The following is a 23,180-nucleotide window of genomic DNA, read 5'->3' as shown; positions in this document are numbered from 1 at the left end:
GAATCAGTTCAACAAAAAAGCGCCCGCGGGCGCTTTTTTGTTGTCCGCTCAGGCGTGATCACTTTGGAGTCAGACGAATGGCCCCATCCAGGCGGATCACTTCGCCGTTGAGCATGTCGTTTTCAAAGATGTGCTTGGCCAGGCGGGCGTAGTCCTGCGGGGTACCCAGGCGGCTGGGGAAGGGGACACCAGCGGCCAGTGCGTCTTGCACTTCTTGGGGCATGCCAAACAGCATGGGCGTGCCAAAGATGCCGGGGGCAATCGTCATGTTGCGAATGCCGTTGCGTGCCAGGTCACGGGCAATCGGCAGTGTCATGCCGACCACACCGCCTTTGGAGGCTGCGTAGGCGGCCTGCCCAATTTGCCCGTCGTAGGCGGCCACACTGGCGGTGGAAATCAGCACGCCGCGCTCGCCGGTGGCTTCGGGTTCGTTCTTGCACATGGCCTCGGCGGCCAGGCGAATCATGTTGAAGGTGCCGATCAGGTTGACCGTGATGGTCTTGGTGTAAACCGCCAGGCTGTGAGCGCCATTTTTGCCCACCGTTTTTTCGGCAGGGGCGATGCCTGCGCAGTTGACCAAACCCATGAGTTTGCCCATGGACACGGCCTTGGCCACTACAGCCTGGCCGTCGGCTTCGTTGCTGACGTCACATTTGACGAAGGCGCCGCCCAGTTCTTTGGCGATGGCTTCGCCTTTTTCGGCCTGCATGTCAGCAATGACGACCTTGCCGCCGTTGGCCGCCAGCATGCGTGCCGTGCCTTCGCCCAGTCCCGATGCACCGCCAGTGACGATGAAAACCTTGCATTGAATGTCCATGTCTCGCTCCTTGGTGTATGGATTCAATTGACGTTAACGTAAACGTCAATTATGCATGGATGCAGGAAAGGCAGCGACAGGTGCCCGGATTACTTGATCTTGTTCAAGAACAAGCGGACAAAGAACACGCCCATGCCAATCATGAACAAAATGCCCGCAAGGCTCATCAGGCCGTAGTCAGTGGAAAAGAGGTCGATCAATGCTTTCATGGTCATCTCCTGTTGGGATGTGTTCATTTCAATCCGATTTCAGTCATGAAGCATGATCTATCGCAAGCCTGTGGCGCTATGCTGCGGCATATTGAGCAAGATCAACATTTGGAGCATGTATGAGTCATGAGGGGGCAGTGGTGCTCGATGAGTTGGAGGTTTTGCAGAGTTGTCTTGGAACGGGTGTTCAAAGCTTGCTTGAGCTGGGCTGTGGCCGCGCGCGGTTGGCTCGGCAATGGATGGCACAAGTCCCCGGAAGAAGTTATTTTGGGGTTGATCTTGATGAGCGGGCCATGACTCGTAATGCGCAAGAGCCTGTAGACGGGATGCGCTTTGAACTTGCATCTGCAGCCCAAGTCCCGGCTGAGAACGCGAGTTTTGATGCGGCCATGATGCTCAAGTCACTGCACCATGTGCCGGTGTCTGAGATGGATCAGGCCCTGCAGGAAATCTGGCGCGTGCTCAAGCCGGACGGTTTGCTTTATGTGTCCGAGCCGGTATACGCTGGCGCGTTGAACGAGATTGTTCGCCTCTACAACGACGAAGGTGTGGTGCGCGCTGCCGCGCAAGCTGCACTCGACAGGCTCACACGCCAAGGCTTGTGGCAAGAACGCGAGGCGGTTCGGTTCACGCAGCCTGTTCATTTTGCGGACTTTGCTGCGTTCGAGTCCCGCATGCTCAAACCTACGTTCATTGATCTGGACATTGACGCGGACTTGCTGGTGCGAATTGCTCAGGCGTTTGCACCGCACTGTGATGACAACGGTGCGGACTTTACCCGCCCTATGCTGGTCAGGGTGTTCGAAAAAGTTCAGGAGATTGAAGGATGAGTGCTTTTCTGGATTCGACTCGGCGACTCTCTTTGCCTGCTCGCTTGCTGGCTGTATTTGCAGCGCTGTCTGCTTTGGCCAGCGTGGTGCTGGGGGCGATGGCCGCCCATTTGCCTGTGTTTGCCCAAGGCATTCCTGCCAGCTTTGCATCGGCGCAGCAGATGATGCAGTTTCATGCGTTGGCGATGCTGGTGGCACTGGTGTGGAGTTCACACAGCAACAAGCGTACAGCCTGGTGCGCTGCAGCTGGGTTGTTTGCGACGGGTATTGTGCTTTTCAGCATCAACATTGACGTGCGTCTGTTGTTGGACTGGCAAGCCACACGGGGTTTGGTACCTTGGGGTGGTGGCGCCTTTATGTTGGGGTGGCTGTGCGTGTTGTGGGCTGCTATTCGGGCTTGACACTCGCTATTGGACTAATAGTGAATATCAATCGATAAGGTCTATTCTATTGCTTTTATTCCGATACCATTACGGTCATTGTCAGTTCCCAAACCTTGTAACCCTCGAAAGGAAAATCCATGTCTCTGATCAACACCCAAGTCCAGCCCTTCAAGGCTCAAGCTTTTCACAACGGCAAGTTCGTTGAAGTCACCGAGCAGTCCTTGATGGGCAAATGGTCCGTCCTGATTTTCATGCCGGCTGCTTTCACCTTCAACTGCCCCACCGAAATCGAAGACGCTGCCAACAACTATGAGGCTTTCCAGAAAGCCGGTGCCGAGGTGTACATCGTCACCACCGACACCCACTTCTCTCACAAAGTGTGGCACGAGACCTCCGCTGCTGTGGGCAAGGCCAAGTTCCCCCTGGTCGGCGACCCCACCCACGTGCTGACCAACGCTTTCGGCGTGCACATTCCTGAAGAAGGCCTGGCGCTGCGCGGCACCTTCATCATCAACCCCCATGGCCAGATCAAGACCATGGAAGTGCACTCCAACGAAATCGCTCGTGACGTTTCCGAGACCCTGCGCAAGTTGCAAGCTGCTCAGTACACCGCCGCTCACCCCGGTGAAGTGTGCCCCGCCAAGTGGAAAGAAGGCGCCAAGACCCTGGCTCCCTCCATCGACCTGGTTGGCAAGATCTAAATCTGTCAGCCTACGCCCTGCATGCAGGGCGTTGACCTCAGCGCATGGCTCGATCCGTGCGCTGTACTCAACGATTTCCCACCCTTGAAACTCAGGGGCCAGCGTCACAAGCGCATGGCTCAGGATTTCTGCACCCTGAAAAAGGAGAAAACCATGCTGGACGACACCCTCAAAGCCCAACTGCAGCAATATCTGGGTTTGTTGCGCCAACCCATCACGTTGATTGCTTCGCTGGACGACAGCGAGACCGGTGTGGACATGAAGAGCTTGCTGGAGACCATCGTCAGCCTGTCCGACAAAGTCACGCTCGACACCAGTGGCACAGACGCACGCAAGCCCTCGTTTGTGGTGGCACGGGCTGGCGAAACCCTGGGCGTGCGCTTTGCAGGTTTGCCGCTTGGCCACGAGTTCACCTCGTTGGTGCTGGTACTACTGTGGACCGGCGGCCACCCGCCCAAGGTCGAGCAAGACGTGATCGACAGCATCAAGGCCTTGGACGGTGACTTCAACTTCGAGGTGTACATGTCCCTGAGCTGCCACAACTGTCCGGACGTAGTGCAGGCTTTGTCGCTCATGGCCATATTCAACCCCAAGGTCAAGACTGTGGTGATTGAGGGGGGGGCTTTCCAGAAGGAAGTGCAAGAGCGCCAGATCATGGCTGTGCCGATGGTGTTTCTCAATGGCGAGGTGTTCGCCTCGGGTCGCATGAGTGTGGAAGAAATCGTGGCCAAGCTCGATACCGCTGCGTCCAGCCGTGAAGCCGCCAAGCTCAGCGCCAAGGAAGCATTTGATGTGTTGGTGGTCGGTGGTGGCCCCGCTGGGGCTGCTGCTGCGGTGTACGCCGCCCGCAAGGGCATCCGTGTCGGTGTGGCTGCCGAGCGCATGGGCGGTCAAACCAACGACACCATGGCGATTGAAAACTACATCTCGGTGCTGGAAACCGATGGCCCCAAATTCTCCGCTGCATTGGAAGCGCAGGTGCGTCACTACGGTGTGGATATCATGGGCCTGCAACGTGCAGCCCAGTTGGTGCCAGCCGGCGCCGATGGGCTGGTGCAGATTCAGACCGAAAGCGGCGCCACACTCAAGGCCAAGACCGTCATCCTGTCCACCGGGGCTCGCTGGCGCAATGTGAACGTGCCTGGCGAAGCCGAGTACAAAAACAAAGGTGTGGCTTATTGTCCGCACTGCGATGGCCCCTTGTTCAAAGGCAAGCGCACAGCGGTGATTGGTGGTGGAAACTCAGGCATTGAGGCGGCCATTGACCTGGCCGGTATCGTCGAACACGTGACCGTGATCGAGTTTGCCGAACACCTCAAGGCCGATGCCGTGTTGGTGGCCAAGCTCAACAGCTTGCCCAATGTGACGGTGCACACCAATGCCCAGACCACCGAAATCACAGGCGACGGCAGCAAGGTCAATGGCATTCGCTATCGTGATCGCGCCACTGGCGCCGAGCACCATGTGGCATTGGAGGGTGTGTTCGTACAGATTGGCCTGGTGCCCAATACCGAGTGGCTCAAGGGAACGGTGGAGCTGAGCAAGTTCGGCGAAATCGTGGTGGACGCCAAAGGTCACACCAACGTAGCAGGCGTGTTTGCTGCTGGTGACTGCACCACCGTGCCCTACAAACAGATCGTGATCGCCGCGGGTGAAGGTGCCAAGGCTGCACTCAGTGCTTTTGATCACTTGATCCGTTTGCCGCAGGCTGTCTGAACACGGGGCAGGGCCACCCACGTCAAAATACGCAGTCTTGAAGATTGTGAGTGTGTTGCCCATGCCAGTTTTTTCTGATGTTTTACGCTCCGGTCGGCGCTCGATGCGCTGGCTGGGCTTGCTCCTTTGGGTCGCTTTACTGGTCGGTTGCGCCAGCAGTCCCAAACTGCCCCGCTCTGAGGTCGGGGAAGCCGTGACCCCGTTGCCCGCTGGAGATGAGGTGCGCATTGGCTTGGCCCTGGGCGGGGGGGCTGCGCGAGGGTTTGCGCATGTAGGCGTGATTCAGGTGCTGGAAGAGGCAGGCATTCGCCCGCAGTATGTGGCAGGCACCTCAGCCGGTAGTCTGGTGGCTGCCTTGTACGCCAGTGGCATGAGTGGCGCTCAGCTCAGGCAGGTGGCGGTTGCCATGCAGGAAGCAGCCATCACCGATTGGGTCCTGCCGCTGTTCAACCGGGGAGCGCTCAAAGGTGATGCGCTGGCGCAATACGTCAACCAGCAAGTGCAGGGCCGCCAGATTGAAAACATGTCCTTGCCTTTGGGCATTGTGGCGACCGATTTGCGCACGGGCGATGCGGTGGTGTTTCGACGTGGCAACACGGGCACTGCCGTGCGCGCGTCCAGCGCCGTACCGGGCGTCTTCCTGCCGGTAAAAATCGGTGAACGAGAGTACGTTGACGGCGGGCTGGTGGCGCCCGTGCCGGTGCAACAAGCCCGGCAGATGGGGGCCAATTTTGTGATTGCTGTGGACATTTCGAGCGACCCGCAATCAGGCGAAACGGGCGATGTTTTCAAAATTTTGCTGCAGACCTTCACCATCATGGGACGCAGAATCAACGCACTGGCCTTGCGCCAGGCCGACGTGGTGGTGCAGCCCTCGCTCAATGGTGTGGGCAGTGCGGACTTTGCTTCGCGTGAGCGCTCGATCGAACAAGGTCGTCAAGCCATGCTGGTGGCCTTGCCCAAGTTGCGCGAAAAACTGCTTGCACTCAAACGCTGAAGAAACGCTGAAGTGAGAGACAAAAAAAAGGGCTGATCTTGCGATCAGCCCTGTAAATGGATCCCTGAAATCTGATTTCGAAAGGATCCGAGGAGACAACTGGTTCGTCGATCAGCGCTTTTTGCTGGTCTTGGCAACGCCAGAAGCGGTTTGGCTCATGGCGGCGAAGTTGGACTCGGCCAGGTCAGAAGCTTGCTTGACGGCTTTTTGCACGGATTCGAAAGCGTTGTTGGCAGCGGTCACGGCGCTCTTCATCATGGCCACAGCGGACTCGGAGCCAGCGGGGGCGTTTTGGGTCGCGGTGTCCATCATGGAAGCGAACTGTTTCTGGGCCACAGCAGCTTGGGCTTCGAAAGCCTTGGTGAATTCGTTGCCGGTGTTGGAGGCAATGTCGTACAGGTGACGGCTGTAGGCAGCGGTCTTCTCGGCCAGAGGCTGGAAGAGGGCGGCTTGCAGGGCCAGCAGTTCCTGGGCGTCTTTCACGCTCATGGCGGCTTGGGTGTTCTGTGCGGATTCGCCCAGGGCAGCCTTGGCGGCGGTCATGTTCAGGTCGACCAGTTTTTCCACGCCTTCGAAGGCTTTGGCGGTCAGGCCAAACAGGGTTTCCATGTTGGCTTTGTTGGAAGCGGCGATTTGTTCAGCGGTCATCATGTGAATCTCCAAAAGTTAAGGTTCAAGGGACTGCGCTGAAACTGGCCTGAGGGCCGATACAGCATGTTGCAGTGCAGCATGACTAGAAGTATAGGGGCCTGAATGGGGATTGCAAGGCTTTGCGGGCGCTTTAGAGAGGACTTTCTAAAATGTCCACTCGCCTTCAATCTGACATGCAAGCCTTCTACGCCGACCACTTTGTTTTACCTTTGCCCGAGGGGCACCGCTTTCCCATGGCCAAGTACCGTCTGTTGCGCGACGCCTTGGCGCTTGCACTGCCCGGCCTGGAGTGGGGCGAGGCTCCTGCAGCGTCTGTGGGCGAATTGGCCCTGGCGCACACCCCGGCTTACATTCGTGCAGTGGCAGAGGGCACGCTGGCTCATGACATTCAACGCGAAATAGGCTTTCCCTGGTCTGTGCAGATGGCCGAACGGGCCGTGCGCAGCGTGGGGGGCACCATTGCTGCCGCCAGAGCGGCGAGCAGCCAAGGGCTGGCCGGCAGCCTGGCTGGGGGCACGCACCATGCCAGCGCCGAGCGCGGGGGTGGGTTTTGCGTGTTCAACGACCTGGCGGTAGCTGCTCGTTTGATGCAGGCCGAGCATGCCCGTCACAGCCGGGAGGTACTCAAAGTGGGTATTGTTGATCTGGATGTGCACCAGGGCAATGGCACGGCCAGTATTTTTGCCACGGACCCCAGCGTGTTTACGCTGTCGATCCATGCCGAGAAGAATTTTCCTTTTCGGAAGGTCGACAGCGACTTGGACATAGGCTTGCCCGATGGGTGCACAGATAAGCACTACTTGGCCGCGGTGGACGAGGCATTGGCGCAAATGTGGTCACGCTTCCAGCCACAGTTTGTGTTTTATCTGGCCGGTGCAGACCCCCATGAGGGTGACAGGCTGGGGCGGCTGAAGGTCAGCAGCGAAGGGATGCGAGAACGTGATCAGCGCGTGTTCGACTGGGCTTGGGAGCACCGTTTGCCGGTGGCGTTTTGCATGGGTGGGGGCTATGGCCGACAGATTGAAACCACTGTGGCTGTGCAGGTGCAGACCTGGCAGGTTGCCTTTTCATCCTGGCAACGCTGGCAAAATAAGGCCAGTCGCCAGTTTGCTTAAGACGGCCACAAGAAACTCAAACCTTTGACGGAGACCTTGGCATGACCCAACCCGCTTTGCCTCAATCTCAAGTGCAGACTGCCGTAGCTGATCCATCCAGCGTGGATGCGGCCATGCTCAGTCGTTTTTCGGCGCGCGCTTTTGAAAGCCGCCCGGTCGATCGCGATGTCATCATGGACTTGCTGCAAGTGGCCGGTCGTGCGCCCAGCGGCACCAACACCCAGCCCTGGAAGGTCTATGTGCTGCAGGGCGCGCGTCGCGACGAGTTGGTGCAAAAAGTCTGCGCAGCCCACGACGCCGTCACGGCAGACCCTGGCCTGGCTGCGCAATATGCCGAGGCTTACGACTACTATCCCCAGCAGTGGGTGAGCCCCTATATCGACCGCCGCAGGGCCTGCGGTTTTGGCTTGTATGGTGTGTTGGGTATCGGCAAGGGCGACAAGGCGCGCATGCACGAACAGCACCAGCGCAACTTCAAGTTTTTTGATGCGCCGGTGGGTTTGATGTTCACCATCGACAAGGTCATGGGCCGTGGCAGTTTGCTGGACTACGGCATGTTCCTGCAAAACGTCATGCTGGCAGCGCGTGCCCGTGGCCTGCACACCTGCCCGCAAGCGGCCTGGAACAATTTTGCCAACATCATCCTGCCTTTTGTCGGTGCTCAGGAGCAGGAAATGCTGGTGTGTGGCATGGCTTTGGGCTATGCCGATACCTCGGCGCTGGTCAACACCTTCGAAACCGAGCGCGAACCGGCCACGGCTTTTACCCACTGGGTGGAATAAGCGCTTTACGCTAAGGACTTCATGCCCGGTTTGGATAGCCTGGCGATTCAGCTGCTCAACGGGCTGAGTCATGCCACCACTTTGTTTTTGATGGCCGCAGGGCTGACGCTGATTTTTGGCGTCACCCGTGTGGTCAATTTTGCGCACGGCAGTTTCTTCATGCTGGGCGCGCTGGTGGCAGCGCATGCAGTGACGGGCTGGTTTGAGCTGTATGAGCCTTCGGTCTGGGGGTATTTGCTGGCCATGCTGGCAGGAGCAGCAGCGTCAGCAATCGCGGGCGCTCTGATGGAGTTGTTGGTCTTGCGTCGCATGCGCGGTGTGCCGCACTTGTATCCTCTGCTGGCCACATTTGGTCTGACGCTCCTGATGCATGACGCGATGCAGGCAGTGTTTGGCGTGGAGGAAGTGTTTGCGCCACGTTTTCCGGGACTGGAAGGCGCCTTGGCGCTCGGAGAGGCCTATTTCCCGAGTTGGCAATTGCTGATGATGGTACTCGGACCCCTGGTGTGGTTGGGATTGCATGTCTTGCTCAAACAAAGCCTCTGGGGCCAACGTGTGCGCGCAGCCACACAAGATGCTGCCATGTTGTCTGCTTTGGGGGTGCGGCCTGCCCCCCTGATGCTGGGCGTGGTGGTGCTCGGTTGTGCTTTGGCAGGGCTTGCGGGTGCATTGCAGTTGCCCAGGGAACCCGCGAATTTGCAGATGGACATGCAAATCGTCGTCGAGACCTTTGTCGTGGTGGTGACAGGCGGCCTGGGCAGCATTGGCGGGGCCTATGCTGCAGCCGTGTTGATTGGCCTGATTCACGCCTTGGGGGTGACTTTTTTCCCGCAAGCCACGTTGGTGCTGGTTTTCTTGACCATGGCGGTGGTTCTGATCTGGCGACCACAAGGGCTGGCCCGCTCGCGCATGTCGCAAGATGCTGTCGAAGAGGCGCAGGTGTTTGAACTTCGGCCTGCCTCCTGGGGCCTGACGCTCTGGGTAACAGGCGTATTGCTGCTGTCTCTGTGGAGCTGGTGGCAGGGTGGGGACTATGGGCGCAGCTTGTTCGAAGACGTCTTGGTGCTGATGCTCTTTGGCTGGAGCCTGCAAATCATGATGGCGCTTGGCGGACTCGTCAGTTTCGGGCACGCGGCGTTTTTCGCACTGGGGGCCTATGCGGCGGCGCTGTCGCATCTGCATGCGGCTTGGCCTTGGCTGTGGGCCTGGCTTTTGGGCGGGGTGGTGGCTGCGGCCTTTGCAGCTGCGTTCGGCGGGTTGATGCGGCGCAGCAGCGGCGTGTATTGGGCCATGTTGTCCCTGGCCTTGGCCCAGTCTGTCTGGGCCTTGGCTTCGCAGTGGACCGAACTGACGGGGGGCGACAACGGCCTGATTGGTTTGCAGCTTGTGACGCCAGCCAACCGCAGCATCGCAGACCTTGTTTTGCTGATGCTGGCTTTGGCCAGCATATGGCTCATGCGCCGCTGGGTGCGCTCGAGCATGGGCGCTGGACTGCAGGCCTTGCGCGATGCGCCTTTGCGGGCCCAGGCCAGTGGCCTGCGCGTTCAGCGTATGCGTTATCAGGTCTTTGTGCTCAGTGCCTCGGTAGCGGGTGTTGCAGGGGCCATGTTTGCCAGCTTCAAAGGTGCTCTCTTTCCTGCAGTGGCCTCTGTATCTACCTCGGTTGATGCCCTGCTTGTGATATTGCTGGGAGGTGTGCACCAATGGGCCGGAGCCTGGCTGGGCAGCGGTTTGTTGACCTTGGCGTCTGCAGAGCTCTCGCAAACATGGGCATATTGGCGTGGCTTGTTGGGCGCCTTGATTGTGGCGGTCATGCTGTTGGCTCCCCAAGGGGTGATGGGTTTGCGCTGGCGGCGCTTGTCGCTGGGGAGCGCGCATGACTGAGCGGTCAGTTGGATTGCGCGTGCAAGGGCTGAGCCACAGCTATGGCGGCGTTCGCGCGCTCGATGATGTCGGCTTTGAGGTTGCCCCCGGGCAGTGCGTGGCCCTGATCGGGCCTAATGGCGCAGGGAAATCGACGTGCTTTGCTGCGCTTGCCGGACAACAGAAGGTCAGGCAAGGGCAGGTGAGCTGGCGCAGTCAGTCCCTGCTGCATTTGGCGCCGCATGAGCGCCTGCAGCAAGGGGTGGCGAGGACCTTTCAGGTTGCTCAATTGTTTGAAGCCTTGACGGTGCAGCAAAGCCTACAGCTGTGTTTGAAGGCGCCACAGGGCTTGAGCTGGGCGGATCGGCTCGACGAGCAGCTGGTTGCACCTGCACTGGCTTTGCTCACGCAAGTGGGTTTGTTTTCGCATGCCCAAGCGAGAGTGCAGGGTTTGGCTTATGGCGCCAAAAAACGGCTGGAATTGGCTATGGCACTGGCGGGTTTGCAAGCCGTAGGCCAACGCGAGCAAGGATTGCTTTTACTCGATGAGCCTGCTGCAGGGCTTGGCCCTGAAGAGCGTGCCGAGATGATGGCTTTGGTGCATGACTGCGCGGCACAAGGCCTGGCAGTGCTCTATACAGAACACAATATGGATGCCGTGTTTGGCGTGGCAGACAGGGTGATTGTGCTGATGCGTGGCCGTGTGGTGTGCGATGGCTTGCCGCAAGAAGTGGCCGTGCACCCCGAGGTGCGTGCTTCGTATCTCGGCGATGCTTTGCAGGGATGGATGCAACGCGGAGGCCAGCATGCTTGAGTTGCGGCACTGGAGTGCATGGCATGGACACGCGCAAGCCCTTTGGGACGTGAATCTGGAGGTGCTGCCTGGTCAGCTGGTGGTTTTGCAAGGGCTCAATGGGGCAGGCAAGTCCACCTTGATTCAAAGCGTGATGGGCTTGTTGCCCGACACGCAGGGCCAGCTGCTGTGGCAGGGGCAGGATTTGACGGCGCTGCCAGCGCATGCACGCGCTGGCGTCGGCTTTGGATATGTGGCGGAAGACCGGCGGTTGTTCACTGCCTTGACGGTACGCGAGAACCTCTGGGTGGGCGTGATGCCCGCAGGTCGTCAGCAAGCGCGACAACGTTTGTCGGATGTCCTGGCCTGGTTTCCGGTGTTGGGCGAGATGATGGAGCGTCCTGCGTCTCAAATGAGTGGAGGAGAGCAGCAAATGCTCGCGCTGGCACGCACCTGGATGACCTCGCCACAGGTGTTGCTGCTTGATGAACCGTGTGAAGGTATTGCACCTGTGCTGGTGCAGGTCATGCGCGATGCCTTGCTCGATTTGCGTGCCCGTGGGGTGACGCTTGTGGTGGCTGAGCAAAACCAAGTTCTGTCTCCTTATGCGGACCAGGTGTTGCGCATGAGTGGTGGCCAGTTGTCGAAAGTGCTTGTGCCTGGGTCATCCGTTAAACTGCAGCCTCAGCCCTAACCAGCCGTGTCCGTACGCCAGCGGATGGCCTTGTACCTGTCATGATCATTACCAGTCTGCTGGACACCGACCTCTACAAATTCACCATGATGCAGGTGGTGCTGCATCAGTTTCCGAGTGCGCAGGTCGAGTACAAGTTCAAGTGTCGCAATCCGGGCGTTCAATTGGCGCCCTTTGTGGACGAGATCCGCAGCGAAATCCGGTCCCTGTGCAGCTTGTCGTTCAAAGATTCCGAGCTGCGCTACTTATCGTCGTTGCGCTTCATCAAAAGCGATTTTGTCGATTTTCTGGGGTTGTTCCGGCTGAACGAAAAGTACATCACCGTCACACCCTTGCAAACGGGGGAAATTGACATCACCATTTCGGGGCCCTGGCTGCACACCATCTTGTTCGAGATTCCGGTATTGGCCATTGTCAACGAGGTGTACTTCCGCAATACCCAGCGCGTGCCTGATTTGATGCATGGACGTCAACGGCTGGATGAAAAAATTGCGCAACTTCAGGGCGCTGATTTGCAGGCCCTCAAAATTGCTGACTACGGCACCCGTCGTCGCTTTTCGCGGGCATGGCATGAAGAAGTTTTGCGTGTTTTGTCTGACCGTCTGGGCACAGGGCCGACTGGCCAGTTTGCTGGCACCAGCAATGTGTACTTCGCGCACATGCTGGGTTTGACCCCTTTGGGGACCATGGCGCACGAATACCTGCAAGCCTGTCAGGCTCTGGGGCCTCGCCTGCGTGACAGCCAGGTGTTCGCGTTTGAGTCCTGGGCGCGCGAGTACCGGGGCGACCTGGGCATCGCCCTGAGTGATGTGTACGGATTCAAAGCCTTTTTGCGCGACTTTGACATGTACTTTTGCAAACTGTTTGATGGTGCTCGTCATGACAGCGGCGACCCGTTTGCCTGGGGCGAGGGCATGATCGAGCACTATCGGCGAAACCGTGTGGATCCGCGGACCAAGACCCTGATCTGGAGTGATGGGCTGACCATTCCACGCACCATTGAGTTGTTCAAACAGTTCCATGGTCGCTGCCAGCTGGCCTTTGGGGTGGGCACAAATCTGACCAACGATCTGGGCTACGATCCACTGCAAATTGTCATCAAGATGACCCGATGCAACGGGCAGCCTGTGGCCAAACTGTCAGATTCGCCGGGCAAAGGCATGTGCGAAGATGAAAAATATCTGGCGTATCTGCGTCAGGTTTTTGAGCTCGACCAGAATGGCTGATTTTCATCAGCCCTTAAGATCGGGTTCCTAGAAGTTATTCATACACTGGAGGAGTACCCATGTTCAATCTGCGACCACTCGCGTGGCCCATGGCGGCCATGCTGCTGAGTATGCTGCCGGGTTTGGCGCATGCCAGTGAATTTGACGGTGCACAGCTGTCTGTTCTTTGGGGTGTGCCCTTTGCGGGTATTTTGCTCTCGATTGCCTTGATGCCATTGTTGGTCCCGCACTTTTGGCACCATCATTTCGGCAAAGTAGCAGCAGCCTGGGCTTTGGCCTTTTTGTTGCCTTTTGCAGTCGTGTTTGGCGCTGGGGAGGCGGCTTCCAACTTTGTACATGCTCTGGTGGCTGAGTACATCCCCTTCATTGTGTTGCTGACTGCCTTGTATACCGTCTCGGGCGGTATTTACATTCGAGGTAACCTGCACGGTTCGCCCTTGCTCAATGTGAGTATTTTGGGGATCGGTGCTGTGCTGGCCAGTTTCATGGGGACCACTGGGGCTTCGATGCTGCTCATTCGCCCGCTGATTCGTGCCAACGACAACCGCAAACATGTGGCTCACGTGGTGGTGTTCTTTATCTTTATCGTGTCCAACGCTGGTGGCTCCCTCACACCGCTGGGCGATCCACCATTGTTTCTGGGTTTCCTCAAGGGCGTGGATTTCTTCTGGACAGTCAGTCACATTTTCCCCGAGACCCTTTTCCTGGTGGGGTCCCTGCTGGCCATTTTCTATGCATTGGACTGGTGGTTTTATCACCACAAGGAAGAGGTCATGCCTCGCGACCCCACGCCCGACACCCGACGCATTGGTTTTGACGGGGGCTTCAACTTTGCCTTGCTCCTGGTCGTGATGGGGCTGGTGTTGATGAGCGGATTCTGGAAATCCGATATTCACTTTGAAGTAGCCGGTGCTCATATGGGCTTGCCAGGCGTGCTGCGTGATCTGGGCCTGGTGCTGGTGACCTTGCTCTCGCTGAAGTTGACGCCTGCACTGGTGCATGAAAGCAACCAGTTCTCCTGGGGCCCGATGCAGGAAGTGGCCAAGTTGTTTGCTGGTATTTTCCTGACCATCATTCCGGTGATCGCCATGCTTAAAGCAGGCGCAAACGGCCCGTTTGGTGCGGTGGTGTCGGCAGTGACCAATGCTGATGGCTCGCCCAACAACATGATGTATTTCTGGGTCACTGGCGCACTCAGCTCTTTCCTGGACAACGCACCCACCTATCTGGTGTTTTTCAACACAGCTGGCGGTGATGCCCAGATGCTCATGACCGCAGGTGCCAGCACCCTGGCTGCCATTTCAGCGGGTGCGGTGTTCATGGGGGCCAACAGCTACATCGGTAACGCGCCAAACCTGATGGTGAAAGCCATTGCGGAAGACCGTGGCATCAAGATGCCCAGCTTCTTTGGCTATTTGCTGTGGTCTGGGGCGATTCTGGTGCCCTTGTTCATCATCATGACGCTCATCTGGTTCATCTGATGCCCGCCAGCCTCTTTTCCAAAGGGCATCGCTCATGATGGATTGGGCCCTTTGGGGAGGTTTGGCCTTGCTCCTGCTGATGTTGTGGGCAGGGGTCTTGCTGGTGTTGCGCCGATCCGCAAATGTTGATCTGCAACCTGTTGAGCAGCAGCTGCAACAACTGCAAAGTGCTCTTCAGTCTCAAAACGAGCGACTTGAGCGCGAGTTGCGCGCAGAGGTGAGTTTGACAGCAGTCAACTCTCGCCAGGAAAACATGCAGACCTTGACGCTGTTTCAGCAAAGTCTGCTGCAGCAAGGTGCTGAGACCACGCGCACGCAAAATCAGCAAATCGATGCCTTGGCGCAGCAAGTGGCATTGCTGCAGAAAAACCTTCTGGACAGTTTGGCACATCAAGTGCAAATGCTCAGCGAGACCAATGCGCGTCGGTTGACCGAGATGCGAACCACCATGGAAACCCAGCTGGCTCAGCTGCAGCAAAGCAACAACGCCAAGCTCGACGAGATGCGTCAGACGGTGGACGAAAAACTGCAGGCCACACTGCAGGCACGCTTGGGCGAGAGCTTCAAGCAAGTGGCCGAGCGGCTGGAGCAGGTCCACAAGGGCCTGGGCGAAATGCATTCACTGGCCCAAGGTGTAGGCGATCTCAAGCACCTGCTGACTAACGTCAAGACGCGCGGCATGTTCGGTGAGGCGCAGCTCGGCGCCTTGCTTGAGCAGGTGCTCGCACCCGAACAGTACGCCACTCAGGTAGCCACGCGTCCGGGCGACAAGAATCGGGTGGACTTTGCCATCCGCCTGCCGGGCCGCAGCGACGACGGCCAGCCCGTCTGGCTGCCGATTGACGCCAAATTTCCGAACGAAGATTACGAGCGCCTGCTGGACGCGCAGGGCAGGGCAGACGCGGCTGCCGCCGAACTGGCCGCCCGCGCGCTGGAAGCACGCGTCAAACTCGAAGCCAAGTCGATTGCTGACAAATACCTGGAGCCGCCGCATACCACCGACTTTGCGGTGATGTTCCTGCCCACCGAAGGCCTGTACGCCGAGGTGCTGCGCCGCCCCGGCCTGATGGAGCTGTTGCAGCGCGAGCACCGCGTCACGCTGGCAGGGCCAACCACGCTGTTGGCCATGCTCAACTCGCTGCAGATGGGCTTTCGCACACTGGCCCTTGAAAAGCGCAGCAGCGAGGTCTGGCAGGTGCTGGGTGCAGTCAAGACCGAGTTTGGCAAATTTGGCGACGTGCTGGCGAAGGTGCGCAACCAGACGCAGACCGTGCTCAATACGCTCGATCAGGCGCAGACGCGTACGAATGTGATGAACCGCGCGCTGCGCCAGGTTGATGCTTTGCCTGATGATCAGGCTCAAAGTCTGCTGCCGGGGCGTGAAGAAGGCGATCTTGATCGCCTTCAGTCAGGCGCTCAGTAGGGGCAGAAGTTTTCCTTGGCTGTGGGCAGGCAGTAAAACTCACAGATGGTGCGCCAGGCATCTTCGGGAGTGTCGACATAGCTGAAGATCTCCAGATCTTCAGCGCTGATGGTGCCGGACTCCACCAGCACTTCCAGGTTGATCAGCCGCTTCCAGTAAGCGCTTCCAAACAGCAAAATGGGCACAGGTTTGGCCTTGCCCGTTTGTACCAGTGTGAGCACTTCAAACAACTCGTCCAGTGTGCCAAAACCGCCCGGGAAAGCCACCAAGGCTTTGGCTCGCATCATGAAATGCATTTTGCGTATCGCAAAGTAGTGGAATTTGAAACTCAGTTCAGGTGTGACATAGGGGTTGGCGCTTTGCTCGTGGGGCAGCACGATGTTCAGCGCTACTGAGGGGACACCCGCTTCTTGCGCGCCGCGGTTGGCGGCCTCCATGATGCCGGGACCGCCCCCTGTACAAATGAAGAGTTTGTCAGCTTCGCGGTGCCCGGCGCTGTTGAGAGCCACCAGTTTGGCAAATTCGCGGGCATGTTCGTAGTGCTCGGCGTTTTGCAAGGCCAGGCGAGCACGGGCAAGCGCCGTGGGGTCGCCACTGGCTTGAGCGGCTTGAAACTGGGCCTGTGCCTGCTCGCGATCCACAAACCGCGCACTGCCAAAGACCACGATGGTGTGTTCAATGCCCACTTTGTTTTGGGCCAGATCGGGTTTGAGCAGTTCCAGCTGCATGCGTATACCCCGGGTTTCACGACGCAGCAAAAACTCCGGATCGGCAAAGGCCAGCCGGTAGGACTCCGGTTTCATCAGGTCCTCATGATTGGCTTGCGATTGAAGTTCTGCCCAAGCATCGGGCAGGGCGCTTTCCTGGATGTTGTGTGTGGACTTCATGCGCACATTGTGCGGCAAAGAAAATAAAAAAGGCCCTGAGAGGGCCTTTGTATGGGACGCTGAACGGGTCAGACGCGCTTGCGGTATTCGCCGGTGCGGGTGTCGATTTCGATCTTGTCACCCTGGTTCACGAACAGGGGCACGGGCACTTCAAAGCCAGTAGCGATCTTGGCGGGCTTGAGCACCTTGCCAGACGTGTCGCCCTTGACGGCGGGTTCGGTCCAGGTGATCTCGCGCACCACGCTGGTGGGCAGTTCCACAGAGATGGCCTTGCCGTCGTAGAACACCACTTCGACTTCCATGCCGTCTTCGAGGTAGTTCAGGGCGTCGCCCATGTTTTCGGCTTCGACTTCGTACTGGTTGTATTCGGTGTCCATGCACACGTACATCGGGTCAGCAAAGTAGGAGTAGGTGCATTCTTTTTTGTCCAGAATGATCTGGTCCATCTTGTCGTCGGCCTTGAACACGACTTCGGTGCCGAAGTTGGCGATCAGGCTTTTGAGCTTCATGCGCACGGTGGACGAACCGCGACCGCCGCGTTGGTATTCGGTGCGCAGGATGACCATAGGGTCCTTGCCGTGCATGATCACGTTGCCGGCGCGGAGTTCTTGAGCTGTTTTCATAGGTGCTTCCGTGGGGGAAAGGAAAAGGTAGCACCTGTGACAGGTGCGAAACCCATCATTTTAGCCTTTTTCGCCAGCCAGACTGCGCAATTGGCTGCACAGGTCTTCCTGTTCCAGCACACGTTGACGTGCGCGTCTGGCGCAATCGGCCCACTGAGCAAGGTTTTCCGGTGTGAGCGGCGGCAGGTCTCCTGTTTCCAGGCCGTTCCAGATGTGGTGAAACTGCCGCAGGCTGGCGGGGGCCTGCAGCCAATCCAGAAAGGCTTCGAGCTTGGCATGGTGGGCCTGGTCGTCCTGGGGGTAGATGTGCCAGACAAAAGCCTGACCAGCCCAGAGGGCGCGCACCAAGGAGTCTTCGCCGCGCACAAAGTTCAGGTCACAAGCCCAGAGCATCTGGTCAAAGCCGGTTTGATCGGTGTAGGGCAAGGCACTCCAGCTTGGGCGTGTTTGTGCCTGAGGCCAGCTAGACAGGGCTTGTTGAACCACAGCTAATGGGCGACCAGGGGTGACGAGCAAGTGGTGCGTCGTGCCCGCGAGTTGCTTGAGCAAGCTGGGCAGCGCTGCGGGTTCGTAGCAAAACAAGCTGAGCAGCAGCGCGTTGGGCTCTGATTTTGGAGCGTGTGCATGCCGCCAGGCACGGCGGTCAAAGCTTTGTTGCTGCTGGAGCAGGTCGACTTCGCGCAAAAGACCCCCTGTGTCCGGAGTGAAACCGGGGTAGAAAAAGCGCTTGGTCCAGCCCCGTGCAGGGCCACTCATGACCGGCGAGGGCAAGCGGTGCATACGGCCCACCCAGTTTTCGGCACTGAGGTATTCGAGGTTGATCCACGCAGCTTGCGCAGCGCGGGTGGCTGCCCCGTGGGCGACAAAGGCTTGTGGAATTTCGCAGCCAAAGGCTTCAATCCAGACATCGGATGGGGGCAGGGTGGCCAACACTTGCGGGTCTGAAGCTTGTGTCCAGGCGCGAAGCTCAATGCCAGGCTCCAGGCCTTGAGCAGCGGCGGGGGCCATCCAGGTCAGGGCCGAGGCGTCGTCCACCCACAGACGCACACGTTGACCTGCATCGCGCAGCTGGCGCGTCAGGCGCCAGCACACGCCCAGGTCGCCGTGGTTGTCGATGACGGTACAGAAAATGTCCCAGAGTTGGCCGTGTCGCATGGGCCGATTGTCGCCGGTGTTGTCGTTGTTGTTTTCAAAGACAATACGCACCATGACCAGCCCTCACGATGAAGCTCTACTTGCGCAAGTCGCCGCGCTGCCCGCCTTGCCCGGCGTGTACCGCTACTTTGACGCGCAGGACCAGCTGCTCTACGTGGGCAAGGCGCTCAACCTCAAGCGCCGGGTGTCGAGCTATTTCCAGAAGGACCATGGTGGCACGCGCATCGGCCACATGGTCGGCAAGATCGTGCGCATGGAGACCACGGTGGTGCGCTCTGAGGCCGAGGCGCTGCTGCTGGAAAACAACCTCATCAAGACCCAGCACCCGCGCTTCAACATCCTGTTCCGGGACGACAAGAGTTACCCCTACCTCAAGCTCACGGGCAATGGCCGCGTGGCACTGCCTGCCGTGGTGACGGCGCCCGAGGCACAGCATTACCCGCGTGTGGCGTATTACCGGGGTGCGGTCGAAAAGAAGCACCGCTACTTCGGGCCGTTCCCCAGCGCCTGGGCGGTCAAGGAATCGATCCAGCTGATCCAGAAGGTGTTCAAGCTGCGCACTTGCGAGGACACGGTGTTTGCCAACCGCACCCGGCCTTGCCTCCTGTTCCAGATCAAACGTTGCTCCGGCCCTTGCGTCAACCTGATCAGCCCCGAGGCCTACAAGGCCGATGTGCAGCACGCCGAGCAGTTTTTGCGCGGCGAGACGCGCGAGCTGATGCGCGAGATGGAAACGCGCATGATGGACCACGCGGAGAAGCTCGAATTCGAGCAGGCGGCCGAAGTGCGCAACCAGCTCGCTGCGCTGTCCAAGGTGCTGCACCAGCAGGCGGTGGACACGGTGACCGACACCGATGCCGACATCCTGGCGGTGCGGGTGCAGGGCGGCCGCGCCTGTGTGAACCTGGCCATGGTGCGCGGGGGGCGCCATCTGGGGGATCGGCCCTACTTCCCAACGCATGTGGACGATGCCCAGGCTTTGCAAGGCCTGGAGGAGGGCGAGGTGGAACGCCCGGTCGATGTGCAGGTGCTCGAAGCTTTTCTGGCCCAGCACTACATCGGTGTACCCGTGCCGCTGGTGCTGGTGCTCAGCGCCCCGGTAGACAAAGCGCTGATTGCCGCCTTGACTGAACAAACCGGAGTGAAAATCAACGTGGTGCACCAGCCGCGCGAGCACCGCCGCGCCTGGCTGGAGATGGCCGAGAAAAACGCCGAGCTGCAGTTGGCCCGTTTGCTGGCCGAAGAAGGCTCGCAGCAGGCCCGCACCCGTGCGCTGGCCGAAGCGCTCGATCTGGCGCCCGACGATCTGGACCAGCTGCACATCGAGTGTTTCGACATTTCGCACACGGCGGGCGAAGCGACACAGGCGTCCTGCGTGGTGTTTCGCCAGCACAAGATGCAAAGCAGCGAATACCGGCGCTACAACATCGAGGGCATCACCGGAGGTGACGACTATGCCGCCATGCGCCAGGTGCTGACGCGCCGCTACGGCAAGCTGGCCGAGGCTTTGAGAACCGGCGACGGTAACGCCCGCATGCCTGACCTGGTGCTGATCGACGGTGGCAAGGGGCAGGTGGCCATGGCCCGCGAGGTGTTCACCGACCTGGGGCTGGACCTATCGCGCATTGTGGGCGTGGAAAAGGGCGAGGGTCGCAAGGTCGGTCTGGAGGAGTTGGTGTTTGCCGATGGACGTGAGAAGGTCTACCTGGGCAAAGACTCGGCGGCGCTGATGCTGGTGGCGCAGATCCGCGACGAGGCGCACCGCTTTGCCATCACCGGCATGCGGGCGCAGCGCGCCAAGGTGCGGGTGGGCGGCAGCAAGATCGAGGAAATTCCCGGCATTGGCCCCCGCAAACGGGCTCGGCTGCTGCAGCGTTTTGGTGGCGTACGCGGGGTGGAGGCGGCCAGTGTTGAAGATTTGGCACAGGTCGAGGGCATCTCGCAGGAATTGGCCGAGGCCATCTACCAGGCATTGCATTGAGTTTGGTGCACAATTGCCTCATGTTTTTCACCATTCCCACGATTCTGACCTGGACGCGCATCGTCGCCATCCCACTCATCATCGGGGTCTATTACCTGCCAGGCATGTTGGCGGCGACTCAGAACCTGATTGCCACAGTCATGTTTGTGCTGTTTGCCGTCACTGACTGGCTGGATGGCTTTCTGGCCCGCAAACTCAACCAGACTTCGGCCTTCGGCGCCTTTCTGGACCCGGTGGCCGATAAGTTTCTGGTCTGTGCATCCCTTTTGATTCTGGTGCACATGAACCGTGTTCACGTGCTGGTGGCGCTGATCATCATTGGACGTGAGATCGCCATCTCAAGCCTGCGTGAATGGATGGCCCAGATTGGCGCCAGCAAGAGCGTGGCCGTACACATGGTGGGCAAACTCAAGACCACCGTGCAAATGGTGGCGATTCCTTTTTTGCTCTATGACGGCATGCTGCCTGGCGGACTGGACTCGCGTTTGTGGGGTGAAGTTCTGATCTGGGCCGCTGCTATTTTGACGGTATGGTCGATGGTTTATTACATGCAAAAAGCCCTGCCTGAGATTCGCGCACGCGTCCAATGACAGACTCCCAAAACACGGCGTGGATCAAAGCCATGCCTGCTGTCTTCGTGCTGATCTGGAGCACGGGCTTCATCGTGGCACGTTACGGCATGCCCTATGCCCCGCCATTCACATTTCTGCTTTGGCGTTATTTCTTTTCCATTCTTTGCTTTTTGCCCTGGATCGTGCTCGCCCGAGTGGCTTGGCCAATGGAGCGAAAGCAGTTTTTGCACCTGGCGGTGACGGGCGTGCTCATGCATGCCGGTTATTTGGGCGGTGTTTGGGCGGCCGTGAAAGCCGGGATGGGGTCTGGCCTGTCGGCGCTGATCGTGGGTATTCAGCCCGTGCTGACTGCCATTTGGTTGTCAGCCATGGCCTCGGGTGGAGGCCAACACCACGTCACGCGAAGGCAGTGGTTGGGTTTGTTGCTGGGATTTGTCGGCTTGGTGATGGTGGTCTCACGCAAATTTGTCCAAGGGACGCCTCTGGACCATGTCACGCCGCAAAACATGGCCTGGGCGGTGATGGCTTTATTGGCCATCACGACGGGTACCCTTTACCAAAAGCGATTTGTCAAACCCTGTGATGTTCGTACAGCCAACACGGTGCAGCTGATAGCGGCAGCTGCAGTGACGATTCCCCTGGCGGGGCTGGAGCCCGAGGGGATGCAATGGAATGGCCAACTCATGGGTGCCATGGCCTGGTCCGTGTTGGGCCTCACGTTGGGCGGCTCGTCTTTGTTGTACTTGCTGATTCAGCGCGGTGCAGCGGCCTCGGTGGCCAGTTTGATGTATCTGGTGCCGCCCACCACCGCATTTATTGCCTGGGTGTTGTTTGGCGAGCAGATCACCACGCTGACCTTGCTGGGCACGGCCATTACGGCAGTGGGGGTGAGCTTGGTGGTCAGACCCGCCAAGCCGCGCTGAGGCGATTTATTCAGTATCAAGGAGTAGTTCCATGGCTCGACATCGCATTGCTGTGATTGCAGGCGACGGCATTGGCAAGGAAGTGATGCCCGAAGGCTTGCGCGCACTGGAGGCGGCTGCACGCAAATTCAATATCGATTTGCACTTCGATCACTTCGATTTTTCCAGCTGGGACTATTACGAAAAGCACAGCAAGATGCTGCCCGATAACTGGAAGGACCAGATCGGCGGGCATGATGCCATTTACTTTGGAGCGGTAGGCTGGCCCGACAAGATCGCAGACCATGTTTCGCTGTGGGGCTCTTTGTTGATGTTCCGCCGCGAGTTTGATCAGTACATCAACCTGCGCCCGGCTCGTTTGATGCCGGGCATCATTGCGCCCGTGGTGCGCCGGGATGGCAGCCCGCGCCAGCCTGGTGAGATCGACATGTACATCGTGCGCGAGAACACGGAAGGCGAATACTCGAGTATTGGCGGGCGCATGTACCCGGGCACGGAGCGTGAAATTGTCATGCAGGAAACCGTGATGAGCCGAGTTGGTGTGGACCGCGTGCTCAAGTTTGCTTTCGAGCTCGCTCAATCGCGTCCCAAAAAACATTTGACCAGCGCCACCAAATCGAACGGTATCGCCATCACCATGCCCTACTGGGACGAGCGCGTGGCAGAAATGGCGAAAGCCTACCCTGGCATCAATGTGGACAAATTTCACATCGACATCCTGACCGCGCACTTTGTACAACGTCCAGACTTTTTCGATGTGGTGGTGGCCAGCAATCTGTTTGGCGACATCCTGTCGGATCTGGGGCCGGCCTGTACAGGCACGATCGGCATTGCGCCCAGTGCCAACCTCAACCCGGATCGTAAGTTCCCGTCCTTGTTCGAGCCCGTGCACGGCTCGGCACCCGATATCGCGGGCAAAGGTATTGCCAACCCCATTGGGCAGGTCTGGTCGGGCGCCATGATGTTGGAGTTTCTGGGCCACAAAGCGGCGCATGACTGCATGCTCCAAGCCATCGAGGCTGTTCTGAGCCCCGGAAGTGGAGCCCCTCGTACCCCCGACCTGGGTGGTACAGCTGGTACCCAGGACCTGGGCAGGGCATTGGAACAGGCGATTGCCGCTGCCTGAGCAGGTAAATATCGACCAACGTCAAGGATGGGGCGTTTTCGCCGCTAAAATCTCTGGACTGATGCACTGAATTGATTGCAGAGTTGAAGGAGGGGTGCTTAGCTCAGTTGGTAGAGCGGCGCCCTTACAAGGCGTAGGTCGGGGGTTCGAGCCCCTCAGCACCCACCACCCCCTCCGCACAAAGGCGAACCACGGTGTTCGCCTTTTTTGTTTGAAAACCGAGAGACAGCCA

Annotated in this window: 23 protein-coding genes and 1 tRNA gene; 18 read left to right on the top strand and 6 right to left on the bottom strand. The window is 58.8% G+C overall.

Annotation, left to right across the window (positions count from 1 at the left end):
* Positions 1–58: 58 nt before the first annotated feature.
* Positions 59–817, bottom strand: coding sequence for a 3-hydroxyacyl-CoA dehydrogenase (locus AAFM15_RS02180; protein WP_341685059.1), 759 nt, complete (start codon positions 815–817; stop codon positions 59–61).
* Between the two features lie 89 nt (positions 818–906).
* A complete protein-coding gene (locus AAFM15_RS02175; RefSeq protein ID WP_341685058.1) occupies positions 907–1,026 on the bottom strand; it encodes a DUF3149 domain-containing protein in 120 nt (39 codons plus the stop codon).
* 119 nt (positions 1,027–1,145) lie between these two features.
* Here AAFM15_RS02175 and AAFM15_RS02170 point away from each other — a divergent pair, with 119 nt between their 5' ends.
* From AAFM15_RS02170 to AAFM15_RS02150, 5 genes are all read left to right on the top strand, one after another.
* Complete coding sequence (locus AAFM15_RS02170; protein ID WP_341685057.1) at positions 1,146–1,856, top strand: methyltransferase domain-containing protein; 711 nt, start codon at positions 1,146–1,148, stop codon at positions 1,854–1,856.
* Positions 1,853–2,257, top strand: coding sequence for a DUF423 domain-containing protein (locus tag AAFM15_RS02165; protein WP_341685056.1), 405 nt, complete (start codon positions 1,853–1,855; stop codon positions 2,255–2,257). The genes AAFM15_RS02170 and AAFM15_RS02165 overlap by 4 nt, the downstream gene beginning before the upstream one ends.
* 119 nt (positions 2,258–2,376) lie before the next feature.
* Positions 2,377–2,940, top strand: a complete 564-nt coding sequence (gene ahpC, locus AAFM15_RS02160) for an alkyl hydroperoxide reductase subunit C (RefSeq protein ID WP_341685055.1) — start codon at positions 2,377–2,379, stop codon at positions 2,938–2,940.
* A gap of 153 nt (positions 2,941–3,093) precedes the next feature.
* Complete coding sequence (gene ahpF, locus AAFM15_RS02155) at positions 3,094–4,656, top strand: alkyl hydroperoxide reductase subunit F (protein WP_341685054.1); 1,563 nt, start codon at positions 3,094–3,096, stop codon at positions 4,654–4,656.
* A 61-nt stretch (positions 4,657–4,717) separates the two neighbouring features.
* A complete protein-coding gene (locus AAFM15_RS02150; RefSeq protein ID WP_341685053.1) occupies positions 4,718–5,653 on the top strand; it encodes a patatin-like phospholipase family protein in 936 nt (311 codons plus the stop codon).
* Positions 5,654–5,764: 111 nt separating this feature from the next.
* Here AAFM15_RS02150 and AAFM15_RS02145 read toward each other — a convergent pair whose 3' ends face one another.
* Entirely contained in the window at positions 5,765–6,304 is a 540-nt protein-coding gene (locus tag AAFM15_RS02145) for a phasin family protein (RefSeq protein ID WP_341685052.1), read from the bottom strand.
* 173 nt (positions 6,305–6,477) lie between these two features.
* Between AAFM15_RS02145 and AAFM15_RS02140 the strand changes: the two genes are divergently transcribed.
* Genes AAFM15_RS02140 through AAFM15_RS02105 form a run of 8 tightly spaced genes read left to right on the top strand, consistent with a single transcriptional unit; the run spans position 6,478 to position 15,681 of the window.
* Entirely contained in the window at positions 6,478–7,419 is a 942-nt protein-coding gene (locus AAFM15_RS02140; RefSeq protein WP_341685129.1) for a histone deacetylase, read from the top strand.
* Between the two features lie 41 nt (positions 7,420–7,460).
* On the top strand, positions 7,461–8,201 hold the full coding sequence (locus AAFM15_RS02135) for a nitroreductase (protein WP_341685051.1): 741 nt from the start codon (positions 7,461–7,463) through the stop codon (positions 8,199–8,201).
* A gap of 21 nt (positions 8,202–8,222) precedes the next feature.
* Positions 8,223–10,085 (top strand): ABC transporter permease, encoded by a 1,863-nt coding sequence (locus tag AAFM15_RS02130; RefSeq protein ID WP_341685050.1) that lies wholly within the window; start codon positions 8,223–8,225, stop codon positions 10,083–10,085.
* On the top strand, positions 10,078–10,878 hold the full coding sequence (locus AAFM15_RS02125) for an ATP-binding cassette domain-containing protein (protein WP_341685049.1): 801 nt from the start codon (positions 10,078–10,080) through the stop codon (positions 10,876–10,878). Before AAFM15_RS02130 ends, AAFM15_RS02125 begins: the two co-directional genes overlap by 8 nt.
* The gene (locus AAFM15_RS02120; protein WP_341685048.1) at positions 10,871–11,551 is read left to right on the top strand and encodes an ATP-binding cassette domain-containing protein; all 681 of its coding nucleotides are present in this window, start codon (positions 10,871–10,873) and stop codon (positions 11,549–11,551) included. Before AAFM15_RS02125 ends, AAFM15_RS02120 begins: the two co-directional genes overlap by 8 nt.
* A gap of 41 nt (positions 11,552–11,592) precedes the next feature.
* The gene (gene pncB / locus AAFM15_RS02115) at positions 11,593–12,777 is read left to right on the top strand and encodes a nicotinate phosphoribosyltransferase (RefSeq protein ID WP_341685047.1); all 1,185 of its coding nucleotides are present in this window, start codon (positions 11,593–11,595) and stop codon (positions 12,775–12,777) included.
* Positions 12,778–12,836: 59 nt separating this feature from the next.
* Complete coding sequence (locus tag AAFM15_RS02110) at positions 12,837–14,258, top strand: sodium:proton antiporter (RefSeq protein WP_341685046.1); 1,422 nt, start codon at positions 12,837–12,839, stop codon at positions 14,256–14,258.
* Between the two features lie 37 nt (positions 14,259–14,295).
* Positions 14,296–15,681: a DNA recombination protein RmuC gene (locus AAFM15_RS02105; RefSeq protein ID WP_371833069.1), complete on the top strand. Its 1,386-nt coding sequence runs from the start codon at positions 14,296–14,298 to the stop codon at positions 15,679–15,681.
* On the opposite strand, the gene AAFM15_RS02100 is transcribed toward AAFM15_RS02105, so the two are convergent.
* The 3 genes from AAFM15_RS02100 to earP all read right to left on the bottom strand — a co-directional run bounded on the left by AAFM15_RS02100 (position 15,675) and on the right by earP (position 18,346).
* Positions 15,675–16,568: a TIGR00730 family Rossman fold protein gene (locus AAFM15_RS02100; protein WP_341685044.1), complete on the bottom strand. Its 894-nt coding sequence runs from the start codon at positions 16,566–16,568 to the stop codon at positions 15,675–15,677. The genes AAFM15_RS02105 and AAFM15_RS02100 overlap by 7 nt on opposite strands.
* Positions 16,569–16,636: 68 nt before the next feature.
* Positions 16,637–17,191, bottom strand: a complete 555-nt coding sequence (efp, locus tag AAFM15_RS02095) for an elongation factor P (RefSeq protein ID WP_341685043.1) — start codon at positions 17,189–17,191, stop codon at positions 16,637–16,639.
* 60 nt (positions 17,192–17,251) lie between these two features.
* The gene (gene earP / locus AAFM15_RS02090) at positions 17,252–18,346 is read right to left on the bottom strand and encodes an elongation factor P maturation arginine rhamnosyltransferase EarP (RefSeq protein WP_341685128.1); all 1,095 of its coding nucleotides are present in this window, start codon (positions 18,344–18,346) and stop codon (positions 17,252–17,254) included.
* 52 nt (positions 18,347–18,398) lie between these two features.
* On the opposite strand from earP, the gene uvrC reads away from it, so the two are divergent.
* From uvrC to AAFM15_RS02065, 5 genes are all read left to right on the top strand, one after another.
* Positions 18,399–20,327: an excinuclease ABC subunit UvrC gene (uvrC, locus tag AAFM15_RS02085; protein WP_341685042.1), complete on the top strand. Its 1,929-nt coding sequence runs from the start codon at positions 18,399–18,401 to the stop codon at positions 20,325–20,327.
* A 20-nt stretch (positions 20,328–20,347) separates the two neighbouring features.
* The gene (pgsA, locus tag AAFM15_RS02080) at positions 20,348–20,917 is read left to right on the top strand and encodes a CDP-diacylglycerol--glycerol-3-phosphate 3-phosphatidyltransferase (protein ID WP_341685041.1); all 570 of its coding nucleotides are present in this window, start codon (positions 20,348–20,350) and stop codon (positions 20,915–20,917) included.
* 32 nt (positions 20,918–20,949) lie between these two features.
* Complete coding sequence (locus AAFM15_RS02075; RefSeq protein WP_341685040.1) at positions 20,950–21,822, top strand: DMT family transporter; 873 nt, start codon at positions 20,950–20,952, stop codon at positions 21,820–21,822.
* Between the two features lie 31 nt (positions 21,823–21,853).
* Positions 21,854–22,948 carry a tartrate dehydrogenase gene (locus tag AAFM15_RS02070; protein ID WP_341685039.1) on the top strand — a complete coding sequence of 365 codons (1,095 nt, stop codon included), beginning with the start codon at positions 21,854–21,856 and terminating at the stop codon, positions 22,946–22,948.
* Positions 22,949–23,040: 92 nt separating this feature from the next.
* Positions 23,041–23,116 (top strand) — tRNA-Val (locus AAFM15_RS02065).
* Positions 23,117–23,180: the final 64 nt, after the last annotated feature.

It is taken from the genome of Limnohabitans sp. (genome assembly GCF_038134685.1).
Classification (GTDB): domain Bacteria; phylum Pseudomonadota; class Gammaproteobacteria; order Burkholderiales; family Burkholderiaceae_C; genus Limnohabitans_A.
The sequence above is the reverse complement of the archived record's forward strand: the minus strand, read 5'-3'. Positions and strand labels throughout refer to the sequence as shown.

Coding starts and splice junctions, on each gene's coding strand:
- AAFM15_RS02110 (WP_341685046.1), top strand. CDS start 12,837: ATGTTCAATCTGCGACCACTCGCGTGGCCCATGGCGGCCATGCTGCTG.
- ahpC (WP_341685055.1), top strand. CDS start 2,377: ATGTCTCTGATCAACACCCAAGTCCAGCCCTTCAAGGCTCAAGCTTTT.
- AAFM15_RS02135 (WP_341685051.1), top strand. CDS start 7,461: ATGACCCAACCCGCTTTGCCTCAATCTCAAGTGCAGACTGCCGTAGCT.
- AAFM15_RS02175 (WP_341685058.1), bottom strand. CDS start 1,026: ATGAAAGCATTGATCGACCTCTTTTCCACTGACTACGGCCTGATGAGC.
- pgsA (WP_341685041.1), top strand. CDS start 20,348: ATGTTTTTCACCATTCCCACGATTCTGACCTGGACGCGCATCGTCGCC.
- AAFM15_RS02075 (WP_341685040.1), top strand. CDS start 20,950: ATGCCTGCTGTCTTCGTGCTGATCTGGAGCACGGGCTTCATCGTGGCA.
- uvrC (WP_341685042.1), top strand. CDS start 18,399: ATGACCAGCCCTCACGATGAAGCTCTACTTGCGCAAGTCGCCGCGCTG.
- AAFM15_RS02140 (WP_341685129.1), top strand. CDS start 6,478: ATGCAAGCCTTCTACGCCGACCACTTTGTTTTACCTTTGCCCGAGGGG.
- AAFM15_RS02070 (WP_341685039.1), top strand. CDS start 21,854: ATGGCTCGACATCGCATTGCTGTGATTGCAGGCGACGGCATTGGCAAG.
- AAFM15_RS02145 (WP_341685052.1), bottom strand. CDS start 6,304: ATGATGACCGCTGAACAAATCGCCGCTTCCAACAAAGCCAACATGGAA.
- AAFM15_RS02165 (WP_341685056.1), top strand. CDS start 1,853: ATGAGTGCTTTTCTGGATTCGACTCGGCGACTCTCTTTGCCTGCTCGC.
- earP (WP_341685128.1), bottom strand. CDS start 18,346: ATGCGACACGGCCAACTCTGGGACATTTTCTGTACCGTCATCGACAAC.
- AAFM15_RS02105 (WP_371833069.1), top strand. CDS start 14,296: ATGGATTGGGCCCTTTGGGGAGGTTTGGCCTTGCTCCTGCTGATGTTG.
- AAFM15_RS02180 (WP_341685059.1), bottom strand. CDS start 817: ATGGACATTCAATGCAAGGTTTTCATCGTCACTGGCGGTGCATCGGGA.
- AAFM15_RS02120 (WP_341685048.1), top strand. CDS start 10,871: ATGCTTGAGTTGCGGCACTGGAGTGCATGGCATGGACACGCGCAAGCC.
- efp (WP_341685043.1), bottom strand. CDS start 17,191: ATGAAAACAGCTCAAGAACTCCGCGCCGGCAACGTGATCATGCACGGC.
- AAFM15_RS02130 (WP_341685050.1), top strand. CDS start 8,223: ATGCCCGGTTTGGATAGCCTGGCGATTCAGCTGCTCAACGGGCTGAGT.
- AAFM15_RS02150 (WP_341685053.1), top strand. CDS start 4,718: ATGCCAGTTTTTTCTGATGTTTTACGCTCCGGTCGGCGCTCGATGCGC.
- AAFM15_RS02100 (WP_341685044.1), bottom strand. CDS start 16,568: ATGAAGTCCACACACAACATCCAGGAAAGCGCCCTGCCCGATGCTTGG.
- AAFM15_RS02170 (WP_341685057.1), top strand. CDS start 1,146: ATGAGTCATGAGGGGGCAGTGGTGCTCGATGAGTTGGAGGTTTTGCAG.
- AAFM15_RS02125 (WP_341685049.1), top strand. CDS start 10,078: ATGACTGAGCGGTCAGTTGGATTGCGCGTGCAAGGGCTGAGCCACAGC.
- ahpF (WP_341685054.1), top strand. CDS start 3,094: ATGCTGGACGACACCCTCAAAGCCCAACTGCAGCAATATCTGGGTTTG.
- pncB (WP_341685047.1), top strand. CDS start 11,593: ATGATCATTACCAGTCTGCTGGACACCGACCTCTACAAATTCACCATG.